Raw genomic sequence first — 12,297 nt, 5'->3', positions numbered from 1 at the left:
TATCCACACCCTTAATTCCCAAGATGATTTATTTATACAATTGTATATCCATAGTCAACCACAATATTTTGCCCTCTAATGGCATCGCTTTTATCAGACATTAAAAATAAAATGACATTTGTTACATCTGAAATTTTAACAAATTTTCTATATGGAATTTTTTTAAATAACTTATTTCCTTCAAAGGACTTCAAATAGCTTTCGTTATTATCGTTTATACTATAGGACAGTGGTATACAATTCACTGTAATTATTCATTTTTTATCTTTCAAAAATGAATAATTACCAACAAATGTTATATTTACCATTATAAGGTTAGCATAAGATTTAAAATATTTAATATGCAATTTTGCATATTTTAACATTCCTAATTATTTACATAGTGTTTGACCATCTTTATTTAAAGCAGCCCCCACATTCACAAAATTCACTTAAAACAAGAATTTGTTTATCCATACTTTTTCTATAATTTTTCATGAAAGAACTGAAATTAATTAGTACCCCCTGTTAAACACCTAAATCTGATACTTAAACTAACTAATCTTCCTCTAATAAATTGTTTTCTTATTTGACTTCACAATTAATAATACCCAGCAGGTATAGTCACAACATCTTCGTACACCTCCTCATTAAAGCTGAAGGAACACTAATTAAAATCTGGTCCAGAAATTTTACCTTTCTACGTTACAGGATCCGCATAAGAAAACATAGAATACAGTACCTCCTCTGTTACAACTAGCTGTATGTCATAAACCAATAAATCATAATATGAAATTTATAGAATTAATTTCTTGAGTTCAAACCTCTCCAGGTTCATAAAAAAGAGACACCATATCAACCTTCTACGTGATATGGTGTCTCTTTTTATCTAATTCAATTACTTCCCACCAAACATCTTCTCCAAAGACTTCGCATTGGCAAACAATACTTCTTTCAAGTTATCGTCAGCAACGATTTTATAGTCGCCATCTTTGTCTTTCTTTAAGTTCAATGTAACTTCGCGAGTTGCCATTGCTGCATCTTTATCTGCTAAGTTTTTGACGATAGTTGATGTCATTGTTTTTTCGATTGCTTTTTCAGATTGTTCTTTGTCTTCACTAAAGGCACTAGCGAACGCCATTGGCATAACTTCTCCCACTGCTTTTGTTACAGCAACGGATAGATCAGCAGATGTAATTTTCACTTTCACTTCTGCTTTGTCATCCTTTTTCGATACTTCTTCTAGCTTTTCAAATTTAAAGGTTTTTGTAATTGCACTTAGCATTGCTTTTGCCTCAGCATCATCTGTTTTTTCATTTAGTTTATTAAATTCCTTGTCACTCTCAACAAATGTACGAGCCTTTTCTACATCACCTTTTTGTATCGCTGTTAAAAATTCTTCTGTAGTATCTTTCGGATTTGCACACCCTGCTAAAACAACTGCTGTTAATCCTACTACCATCATTAATAGCAATAATCTCTTTATCTTTTGCACGCTCATTCTCCTCTTATCTTTTCTAGTAAGTCAGCATTATATAATAGTATGAAACTGACATTACAAACATTTTTTAGTATATCATTTATATGATTCGTTTTCTATTAATTCCCAAAAGATAAAGGGCCTTGCAGCATTCCTACAAGGCCCGGCTTCTATCAATCTGTATCCGTAGCACAAATGAACCACATTTTCTGTTCCCTACTATCTAACACCATCCAAGTAACACCCCACGCAACATCGTAAAACCAATCTGTCCAAGGGCGATAGCTTTCGAACACTTTAATATCTTCGTATCGATCTTGGAACATATATTGACATACATTGACTGCTAATTGTTTTACGATAACTGGTCGTTCCTTAAACCCTTCATATGCTCCGCCCCACAAAATTTGCGCAGCAATGCTACCATCAAGCATGACTGCGAGCTGCTCTTTAAAACAAAACTTATATTTGTCTGATGTATGTATTTTTAACTCTTCTAAGTTATTGATTATGTCTAAAGAGTTGAAGATTCTTCTAAAGAAGTGCTCATGTCCATCTTTCGAATGTGGTATTTCTTTAAAAAAATTTTCGTTATGCACTTTAAAACAGCTTATTATTGCTCCACCAATTAAGTTTTGTTCCTTAAACGTGTTTATAAGTTGCTCAACAGGTGAGTCATTCGTGTCTATTTTTTCAAACGTTCCCTCTTTCCATCTCATAACGCCCACTACTCTCTATTAAAAATTTGTTTCTTTATTATAAATAGCAAAATAAAAACCAGCAACTTTGAGGTTGCTGGCTTATCTCTTATTCATATTCGAAACAACAACAACTGCTCCAAACACATAATGCCCTGCTACCATCCACATACTCCGATCAAAGATCATAAGCGATAACCAAAGCGATATATTAATAGCAGCAAATAATAAATATAAAATGTAATCTCTCTTTTGTATTGCTCCTCTATTCATCAAAATGTAAGCGGCACCGATAGGAGGAAAAAGACAAATATTTTTCTTAACGACCACGGATACAAAGTTACTGTCTGCATATGAATCCCCTTTTCATCATAATACTTGCTTCAACATCGGCCTCACTACCCTATATTCATCACTATAAGCTTCCTTTATGATTAAAGGCGGGTAATCACTTTTTTCTTCCTCAATCATTATGAATACTTCTGTTTTCTCTTGTAATGTATTAGATTCTCTATTTTTAGTAGGTTTTTTACTTGTTTTAATTTTCTTTGTTACTTCGCCAAGTTTTTGCCCAACTTCTTCTACTTTGGCAGGTTCATTCGTAACATAGTATTCTTGTTCGTTCCATACTAATATAGGTGGCACTTGTTCTCTTTTGTTACATATTATATAAGTAGTACTAGCTACAAGTAGTATACAAGTTAATAAATAGAAGATAGTTTTTTTATTCATATACTACACTCCTTATCTATCATTTCATTGGATTATATAATACAAGTTATTTATAGTAAATGGATTTAGTGGTAATTTTTAGGTTTAACAATAAAGAAAAACCTTACCGAAGTAAGGTTTCGTTTTTACATTCTATAGTGACTGATTAATTAATACGATCATTACAATAATTGCTATAAGCATAACAACTAAACAGCCGATTAATTTATAAAATCCTCGCTTCGTTAACGTCCCACCTTGAACGTCTTTACGAATAAATAAGAATACGGCTAAAAATAATACAAGCCCAATGCCAAAAGCATACATCATTTGCATATGTTAATCTTCCTTTCTCTCCTCCATCTTAATATCTTTTTGCTAAAACAACAAATGAGATAAAGACGGTACTCATTGTAAGTGCCATAAGTATATTCAATAATATAGAAGAAACTTTTTTAAATTTCAGCACGTCTATTTTGAAGCGAAACACGGAACACTGTAAATAACTGTTACTATATCTCCTCACTTCTTTTTTTAAAATTTAATATCTCCATATTTGTTTTATCCTTTTAAAATATTTCATTTATTTCTTTATTTCACGAAATGCGTTATTTGTTTTACGGTGTTTTTCGTCATATTTATAGAAACTAACTGTTTATGGAGCATTTTTTATGTTTAGCAACTTTTTTTGTAGAAATCCTTCACTTTCCTTTCAATATTTAACACTATCTAAATAAAGTTTACGATAAATTCATAATTTTTTATTTTTTATACTATATTCCGTTATATTGTTGTATAATATCTATGAAAGCGCTTATTATTTCAATATACATAATTCAAACTGTTTTTATCGAAACATTCTAACTATTATACCTATATTTAAATGCAACAATTATAGCTATTAGTATAGGCATACCAAATATATCCACCCCATTTTTCTGTAAAATTACTTTATAACATGAAAGATTAACTTGGGTGATAAGTTATTGTGAATGTTTTTTTACAAAACAGATAAGTAATAGTGTTTGGTATTATGTAAATTATTGTAATAACATAAGAGTAAAGAAAAACATTTACATTGATTATTGATTCATTACTTATTGAAAAAGAGCAAAATGCACCTTTGTATGGAAAAGGATTATATGCATTGGGAGGTTTAAACAAATGACGAGGAAGAATACAACGACAAACCCTTGGGCCAAGTTCCACGGTCCGAACCTTGGTTATGTTATTGAGCAGTATGATCTTTACGTAACTGGAGCAGGTTCTGTTGATCCGGAATTACAAGAGCTTTTTGAAATTTTTGGAGCTCCTTCGTTTCAAGATGATGTCGTAACAGGGGACAACACAGCAACACATTTTTCTCCTCAAAACACAGGTAACATTGAAAAAATTCTTAAAGTCGTTCAACTTGTTGAGCAGATTCGTTCTTTCGGGCACACGTTGGCTCACATCAACCCGATGGAAGATGCTGCAAATGGACAATCTCTTCTTGAGAAAGCAATGAACGAACTGAGCGATGCTGACTTGAAAGCGATTCCAGCGAAAACGGTATGGCAAGATGCACCAGAAGGTATTCACACTGCACTTGATGTAATTCATAGATTAAAAGACGTTTATACAAAATCTTTAGCTTATGAATTTTCTCATATACAAGATAGTGAAGAACGCGCGTGGTTGCATCAAATGGTGGAATCAAATTCATTGCGTCAACCACTATCAAATAAAAAACGAACTGCTCTTTTAAAACGTTTAACAGCTGTTGAAGGTTTCGAGCAATTCTTGCATAAAACATTCGTTGGGCAAAAACGTTTCTCTATCGAGGGCGTTGATATGCTTGTACCTGTTTTAGATGAAATTGTTCTAGAAGGTGCTAAGAACGGCGTAGAGGATGTCATGATTGGTATGGCTCACCGCGGTCGCCTAAGCGTACTTGCTCACGTATTAGAAAAACCATATAGCCACATGTTTGCTGAGTTCAAACATGCAAAAATAGAAGGCGCAGTGGCTAATTCTGGCTGGACTGGCGACGTGAAATACCATTTAGGTAGAGAACAAGTCGTTAGTAACGAAGAAGTTAGTACTCGCGTTACATTAGCAAATAACCCGAGTCATCTTGAGTTCGTGAATCCTGTAGTAGAAGGTTTCGCACGTGCGGCTCAAGAGAATCGTAAAAAATCTGGTCTTCCAGATCAAGATACTTCAAAATCATTCGTAATTTTAGTTCATGGTGATGCTGCATTCCCTGGTCAAGGTATTGTATCTGAGACACTCAACTTAAGCAGATTGAACGCGTACCAAACAGGCGGAACGATTCATGTTATCGCAAACAATGCAGTTGGTTTTACGACTGATAGCTATGATTCTCGTTCTACGAAATATTCAAGTGACCTTGCAAAAGGTTTCGATATTCCGATTGTTCACGTGAATGCTGATGATCCGGAAGCTTGTCTTGCAGCTGCTAACCTTGCGATTCAATATCGCATGTTGTTCAAAAAAGACTTCTTAATCGATTTAATTGGTTACCGCCGCTACGGTCATAACGAAATGGATGACCCGGCAGTTACGCAACCACAAGTGTACAAAAAAATTAAAAACCATCCAACTGTAAGAGCAATTTATGCAGATCAATTACAAGCTGCTGGTGTTCTAAATGCAGATGAGGTTGAAACAATTACACAGTTTATACAAGAGCAATTAAAATCCGACTATGCACAAGTACCACCAGCTGATACGAGTGATGCAACAATTCACGTTAAAGTACCAGATGTTGTTGCAAAAGGTATTCAGTCAATTGATACTGGCGTTGAGATTGACTCACTTCGTGCAATTAATGAAGGTCTACTATCTTGGCCAGAAGGCTTTAACGTATATCCGAAAGTGAAGAAAATTCTTGAGCGCCGTAAAGATGCTCTTGAAGAGAACGGCAAAATTGAATGGGCACTTGCTGAATCATTAGCATTCGCTTCTATTTTACAAGAAGGTACGCCAATTCGTTTAACTGGTCAAGATTCACAGCGTGGTACATTCGCACACCGTCATATCGTATTACACGATACTGATACAAATGAAACATATTCACCATTACATCGCTTACCAAACATTAATGCTTCATTCTCTGTTCATAACAGTCCGTTATCAGAGGCTGCTGTTGTTGGTTACGAATATGGTTATAACGTATTCGCTCCAGAAACTCTTGTTATGTGGGAAGCGCAATATGGTGACTTCTCAAATACTGCGCAAGCATTATTTGATCAATATGTTTCAGCTGGAAGAGCAAAATGGGGTCAAAAATCTGGCTTAGTTCTTCTATTACCACACGGTTATGAAGGTCAAGGACCAGAGCACTCTAGTGCACGTCCAGAGCGTTTCTTACAGTTAGCTGCTGAGAATAACTGGACAGTTGCAAACTTAACGAGCGCGGCTCAATACTTCCATATCCTGCGTCGTCAAGCATCTATCTTAGGAACAGAAGCTGTTCGACCATTAGTATTGATGACGCCGAAGAGTTTATTACGTCACCCACTTACGCTTTCAACTGCTAGTCAGTTAAGCGAAGGACGTTTCCAACCTGCTTTAGAACAAGAAAACCTTGGCATGAAACCAAATAAAGTAAAACGTCTTGTTTTAAGCACAGGTAAAATGGCGATTGACTTAGCAGCAGAAATCGAGTCTGGTAAACATGAGTACAACTTAGACGAAGTTCATGTCGTTCGTATTGAGCAATTGTACCCATTCCCTGCTGAGAAAGTTCAATCTATTATTAAACGCTTTAAAAACTTAGAAGAAATCATTTGGGTTCAAGAAGAACCTCGTAATATGGGCGCATGGCATTACATGGCTCCAATTCTGTTCGAACTTGCTGGAGATAAAGTGAAAACAGGCTACATTGGACGTCCTGATCGCTCTAGTCCATCTGGCGGCGATCCATTCGCTCACAAAGCTGAGCAAGAACTAATCGTTGCACATGCTTTAGATGTAAAGTATAACTTCCGTCAAGATAAACAAGAAATTGAAGTTTACAGCAACTAAAAAGTAACAATGAAGCTTTCTTGCTTGTTCCTTGGGCAGATATTCTGCCCAAGGCCAGGCTAACAAATGGAGATTACCGAAGACAAAAGAAGAAAAAACACACCGTTAGGCAAATAAGGGGAGGACATTTAAAATGATCGAAATTAAAGTACCTGAGCTTGCAGAATCTATTACTGAAGGAACTATTTCACAATGGCTTATCAACGTAGGCGACAAAGTTGAGAAAGGTGGCAGCGTTGTTGAGCTTGAAACTGATAAAGTCAATGTAGAAATCATTGCAGAAGATTCAGGTATTGTATCGAAGTTACTAGGCGAACCTGGGGATACAGTTGAAGTTGGTGCAACTATCGCAATTTTAGATGCTAATGGAGCACCAGTTGCAGTAAGTACACCTGCACCAGTGGCTGAGCAACCAAAACAAGAAACGACTGAAGCACCGAAAGCTGCGGCACCAAATGCTGAGCAAACTGCAACACTACAAGGGTTACCAAATACAAACCGTCCTATCGCATCACCAGCTGCTAGAAAAATGGCTCGTGAATTAGGAATCGACTTAAACGACGTACGTAGCACAGACCCACTTGGACGCGTGAGACCACATGATGTACAAGCTCATGCTGCAGCACCAAAAGAAGCACCAGCTGCTCCAAAGAGTCCAGCTCCTGCTCCAGTTGCAAAAACGGAATTCGAAAAACCAGTTGAGCGCGTGAAAATGTCCCGCCGCCGTCAAACAATTGCAAAACGTCTTGTAGAAGTTCAACAAACATCTGCAATGTTAACAACATTTAACGAAGTTGATATGAGTGCGATCATGGAATTACGTAAAGAACGCAAAGATGCTTTCGAGAAAAAACATGATGTACGTCTTGGCTTCATGTCATTCTTCACAAAAGCAGTTGTTGCAGCATTAAAACAATTCCCATTATTAAATGCTGAAATTCAAGGTGACGAGCTTATCATTAAAAAATTCTATGATATCGGTATTGCAGTAGCAGCTCCAGATGGATTAGTTGTTCCAGTTGTACGCGATGCCAACCAATTAAATTTCGCTGAAATTGAAAGTGAAATTCGTGAATTAGGTAAAAAAGCACGTGACAACAAACTTTCATTAAAAGAACTACAAGGTGGTACATTTACAATTACAAACGGTGGTGTGTTCGGTTCTCTAATGTCAACACCGATCCTAAATAGCCCACAAGTTGGTATTTTAGGAATGCATAAAATCCAAGTACGCCCAGTTGCAATTGATAACGAGCGTATGGAAAACCGCCCAATGATGTACATTGCTTTATCTTACGATCACCGTATTGTTGATGGTAAAGAAGCAGTTAGCTTCCTTGTTGCTGTTAAAGATATGCTTGAAGATCCAAAGTCATTATTATTAGAAGGTTGATAGATTAAAAATCTATTAAAGGCTGTAGAATGAATCATTCTACAGCCTTTTTTTATTGTGTTCATACGGGACAAATTTCATGACATAAGGTAATAATGTATGCCTAAACGTAAGGAGGATTAAAATGAATAACCTTCCAATTCATGCAAAACTTAAAGTAAATAAGGATACTTTCTTCCTCCCCGATTCAAACGGGGGTGTCTATTTTCGAAATAACGCCAGTTCATTTCGTATGGACGGTGATGGAATTTATGATTGGATTGAAAAATTAATGCCAATGTTTAACGGGAATTATTCTTTAGCCGAAATAACCGATGGCCTCCCTCTCCCCTATCAAAACCGTGTATTTGAAATTGGAGAGATTTTATATGAAAATGGTTTCGTTCGCGATGCAAATCAAGATGCACCTCATGAATTAAACAGTACATTACTCGACAGATATGCTTCGCAAATTGAATTTTTAGAAGCTGATTCTCATTCAGGTGCTTTAAAGTTTGAAACATACCGCGGAGCAAATGTCCTTGTACTTGGTTCTGGGGATATGCTCACTTCCTTAGTTTCTTCTTTATTAGAATCTGGTTTACCTACATTTCATTACCTCGTTACAGATCGGGATGAAACAAACTATGACAGAATACATGAGCTAATAGAACGTGCATATGAAGTTGATAACAGTGTACTCCTTCAAGAAATCGATACTACAATTGACCGTCCTTTGCGTGAAGTATTCGAACCTTTTGATTGGATTTTATATGTTTCTCAAAACGGAGACATTGACGGTTTAAAAACAGTTCACACTATTTGTAGAGAAACGAAAAAGAATTTCATACCAGCTATTTGTTTATCAACACTCGGTATAGCTGGACCTGTCGTAACAGAAAATCGTGATGAATGCTGGGAATCCGCATGGCATCGGCTACATGAAACGACTTTACAAAATGAAAATTCATCGGATTCCTTCTCACCAATTACATCTGCCATGTTAGCAAATGTAATCGTTTTTGAATTGTTTAAACATGTCGCGGATGATTCATATCGTGAAAAAGAATCACAATTCTTTTTATTAAACTATGAAACACTTGAAGGAACGTGGCATCCTTTTATAAAACACCCTCTTGCAACTGATGAAAGTTTTACAATTGATACGATAGAAAATATTTCTGAAAAACTTGAGCATCGGTCCAGCCAACATACTTCAACTGATGTATTCCGCTTTTTCGATTCATTAACTTCTAAAGAAGCCGGTATATTCCATGTATGGGATGAACAAGATTCATATCAATTACCATTATCACAATGCTATATTCAAGTAGCTACTCCACTATCAGATGGCCCAGCTCCCCTTCTGCCTCTTATGACTCGTAGTGGATTGACTCATAATGAAGCACGCCGAGAAGCTGGTTTAACAGGAATTGAAACATATGTAGCAGAAATCATTCACCGCCTTATTCCTGAACATAACAATATCGGTATCGGTGCTGGAGAAACGATGACAGAAGGATTTTACCGGGCACTACAACAACATTTAAACAATAAACTGTATGAGCGGCAGTCACATATTCTAGAGGAACTTACAACTGTTGATTTAATTGATATTCAAGATAAACATTGTAGATTTTATTACGATGCTCTCTCTACAATCCATGAAACACCTAAAATCGCAATGAGTGAAGAGATTCTCAGTTTTCCAGTCGTTTGGGTTGGTATAAATGATAGATGGTACGGTGCATCTAATATTAATATGACGTTAGCGTTACGAAACGCACTACAACTATCACTCTTTCACGTTCAAAATGAAGAAATTCCTTACAGAGCTAATATCTTGCCTGAATCCTCTATTATTTTATATGACACGGATTCTTTTAGAGTGGAAATACAAGCGGAAGAAGAAATTCCAAGTGTGCAATCTTTACAGCTTGCCTTACAGCATTTAGAAGAACATAATTTTTATCCCTTCGTGTTCGATTTAGCAATCGAACCATTTTTGAAAGAAAACCTAGACGGTGTGTATGGGGTATTAATTGCAAAGGAGGACGGTTTATGATTCAAAATATATTGCTTATAGGAGATGGCCTTCTTGCAGACTATGTACATGATCAATTATGCAAACAATATTCCATCATTCGTCAGCAGACCCTTACAGAAGAACTTCCTGAAAATATTCATCTCGCTCTCGTATTACATGACGGATCTCCTTCTACTATTCATCATGATGCCGAACTTATTTTTCGCTCAAATCATATTCCATGGCTTCGTGGTTTTACTTCATTTGGCGAAGGTATTATCGGTCCTTACATTCATCCTCTTACGCCTGGATGTTCCCATTGTTCTGATGGACGCCGTTTTATCGCTGGCTTTGATCAAAAAGAAATGTGGGAACTACAGCGGAAATATGCCTTTAAAGCAGATAATGTAACGAGACGTGACGTACGTGCCACCCAAAATGGAATGTTGCAAATGTGCCATCTTATTTGCGCAGAAACAGGAAAAATATTAACTCATAACCATTCTTCTTTAGAAAATGAACTTATTTTACTAAACTTACAAACATTACAATGTACGCGGCATTCTTTTCTTCCAGATCCTCTCTGTCCTGTATGTAGTAATTTACCTGATGATACTGCGGATGCGGCGGAAGTTTCTTTACAACCGAGTTTAAAAGTAAGCACCGAAACGTATCGCTGCCGTTCCATTCATGAGCTAAACACATTTTTAACGAGAGACTATTTAGATTATCGGGTCGGTATGTTGAACGGAAAAATGCAGCATTCTGTATTACCATTCGCTGACGTCATTATAAACATGCCATTAATGTTCGGAAATGAAGGTGTTGCGGGACGAACTCATTCATTTGCAGTGAGTGAAGCAACTGCTATTTTAGAAGGTTTAGAACGATATTGCGGTATGTCGCCTCGAGGGAAAAAGACAAATGTGCATGGTAGTTTTCATGATTTAGAGGAACATGCACTAAATCCCCTCACACTCGGTGTCCATACAAATGAACATTACAATCGTGATAACTTTCCATTCAAGCCGTTTGATCCTGATTATGAGCAAAACTGGGTATGGGGATATTCTTTATCACAAAACAGACCGCTTTTAGTTCCTGAATCAATTGCTTATTATAGCCTCGGTCATCGAGATGCTTTCGTGTATGAAACATCAAATGGATGTGCAATTGGCGGTAGTTTAGAAGAAGCGATTTTTCACGGCATTTTAGAAATTGTAGAGCGTGATGCCTTCTTACTCACTTGGTATGCCGAATTACCTCTTCCCCGCCTGGATCTTAATTCAGCAAATGATACAGAATTACAATTAATGATTCAGCGGTTACGTACGATTACCGGATATGAATTACACGCTTTTAACGCGACGATGGAACACGGCATTCCTAGCTTATGGGTAATTGCAAAAAATACGCGTGAAAATGGAATGAACGTTGTTTGTGCAGGAGGCGCTCATTTAGATCCTATTCGAGCCTTAAAAAGCGCCATTCAAGAAATAGCAGGCATGTTACTTATAACAGACGATGAGCTCGAGCACAAAAGAGAATACTACGAAAAATGCTTACAAGATCCTTATTTCGTTAATAAAATGGAAGACCATAGTATGCTGTATGGATTGAAAGAAACAGAAGAACGTCTTCACTTCCTTTTACGGGAAGATGCACCGGTGCAAACGTTCCAAGAAATGAATGTATCACAATCATTTGATATGGATTTAACATCCGATCTCCACCAACTTTTAAATCGTTTGCATCAATCTAATCTTGAAATAATCGTTGTAGATCAAACCGTTCCCCTCATAGGAAAGAATGGATTACATTGTGTAAAAGTTATTATTCCAGGCATGCTGCCGATGACGTTTGGTCACCATCTTACTCGAGTTACAGGACTGGACCGGGTATATACCGTACCGATGACACTTGGATATACAGACGAACCTTTAACGAATGAAAGATTAAATCCACATCCACATCCGTTTCCATAGTAAAGGAGGGATTT

At 36.6% G+C, this 12,297-nt stretch carries 9 protein-coding genes and 2 pseudogenes; 4 read left to right on the top strand and 7 right to left on the bottom strand.

The window, feature by feature from the left end; all coding sequences use genetic code 11:
• Positions 1–32: 32 nt before the first annotated feature.
• The 7 genes and pseudogenes from N2V80_RS06435 to N2V80_RS30505 all read right to left on the bottom strand — a co-directional run.
• Positions 33–245, bottom strand: a complete 213-nt coding sequence (locus N2V80_RS06435; protein WP_224765010.1) for an SDR family oxidoreductase — start codon at positions 243–245, stop codon at positions 33–35.
• Between the two features lie 632 nt (positions 246–877).
• A complete protein-coding gene (locus N2V80_RS06430) occupies positions 878–1,474 on the bottom strand; it encodes a DUF4878 domain-containing protein (RefSeq protein ID WP_001169504.1) in 597 nt (198 codons plus the stop codon).
• Positions 1,475–1,632: 158 nt separating this feature from the next.
• Positions 1,633–2,178: a hypothetical protein gene (locus tag N2V80_RS06425; RefSeq protein WP_061654701.1), complete on the bottom strand. Its 546-nt coding sequence runs from the start codon at positions 2,176–2,178 to the stop codon at positions 1,633–1,635.
• Positions 2,179–2,259: 81 nt separating this feature from the next.
• Positions 2,260–2,510: pseudogene (locus N2V80_RS06420) on the bottom strand (hypothetical protein).
• A gap of 16 nt (positions 2,511–2,526) precedes the next feature.
• On the bottom strand, positions 2,527–2,889 hold the full coding sequence (locus N2V80_RS06415) for a hypothetical protein (protein WP_061654703.1): 363 nt from the start codon (positions 2,887–2,889) through the stop codon (positions 2,527–2,529).
• Positions 2,890–3,021: 132 nt separating this feature from the next.
• Positions 3,022–3,204, bottom strand: coding sequence for a DUF3976 domain-containing protein (locus N2V80_RS06410; protein ID WP_001178294.1), 183 nt, complete (start codon positions 3,202–3,204; stop codon positions 3,022–3,024).
• A gap of 28 nt (positions 3,205–3,232) precedes the next feature.
• Positions 3,233–3,307, bottom strand: a pseudogene (locus N2V80_RS30505) (permease); the annotation flags it as partial.
• A 725-nt stretch (positions 3,308–4,032) separates the two neighbouring features.
• Here N2V80_RS30505 and odhA point away from each other — a divergent pair.
• From odhA to N2V80_RS06390, 4 genes are all read left to right on the top strand, one after another.
• Positions 4,033–6,900, top strand: a complete 2,868-nt coding sequence (gene odhA, locus N2V80_RS06405) for a 2-oxoglutarate dehydrogenase E1 component (RefSeq protein WP_000197136.1) — start codon at positions 4,033–4,035, stop codon at positions 6,898–6,900.
• Positions 6,901–7,033: 133 nt separating this feature from the next.
• On the top strand, positions 7,034–8,293 hold the full coding sequence (gene odhB / locus N2V80_RS06400) for a 2-oxoglutarate dehydrogenase complex dihydrolipoyllysine-residue succinyltransferase (RefSeq protein WP_000569926.1): 1,260 nt from the start codon (positions 7,034–7,036) through the stop codon (positions 8,291–8,293).
• A gap of 124 nt (positions 8,294–8,417) precedes the next feature.
• A complete protein-coding gene (locus tag N2V80_RS06395) occupies positions 8,418–10,337 on the top strand; it encodes a putative thiazole-containing bacteriocin maturation protein (protein WP_061654704.1) in 1,920 nt (639 codons plus the stop codon).
• Positions 10,334–12,283 carry a TOMM precursor leader peptide-binding protein gene (locus N2V80_RS06390; protein WP_061654705.1) on the top strand — a complete coding sequence of 650 codons (1,950 nt, stop codon included), beginning with the start codon at positions 10,334–10,336 and terminating at the stop codon, positions 12,281–12,283. The genes N2V80_RS06395 and N2V80_RS06390 overlap by 4 nt, the downstream gene beginning before the upstream one ends.
• Positions 12,284–12,297 lie beyond the last annotated feature (14 nt).

The sequence above is a fragment of the Bacillus sp. FSL W8-0640 genome (assembly GCF_038007725.1).
Lineage (GTDB): Bacteria > Bacillota > Bacilli > Bacillales > Bacillaceae_G > Bacillus_A > Bacillus_A cereus.
This window is presented reverse-complemented; position numbering and strand designations above follow the sequence as displayed.

Coding starts and splice junctions, on each gene's coding strand:
- N2V80_RS06425 (WP_061654701.1), bottom strand. CDS start 2,178: ATGAGATGGAAAGAGGGAACGTTTGAAAAAATAGACACGAATGACTCA.
- N2V80_RS06415 (WP_061654703.1), bottom strand. CDS start 2,889: ATGAATAAAAAAACTATCTTCTATTTATTAACTTGTATACTACTTGTA.
- N2V80_RS06410 (WP_001178294.1), bottom strand. CDS start 3,204: ATGCAAATGATGTATGCTTTTGGCATTGGGCTTGTATTATTTTTAGCC.
- odhA (WP_000197136.1), top strand. CDS start 4,033: ATGACGAGGAAGAATACAACGACAAACCCTTGGGCCAAGTTCCACGGT.
- odhB (WP_000569926.1), top strand. CDS start 7,034: ATGATCGAAATTAAAGTACCTGAGCTTGCAGAATCTATTACTGAAGGA.
- N2V80_RS06395 (WP_061654704.1), top strand. CDS start 8,418: ATGAATAACCTTCCAATTCATGCAAAACTTAAAGTAAATAAGGATACT.
- N2V80_RS06390 (WP_061654705.1), top strand. CDS start 10,334: ATGATTCAAAATATATTGCTTATAGGAGATGGCCTTCTTGCAGACTAT.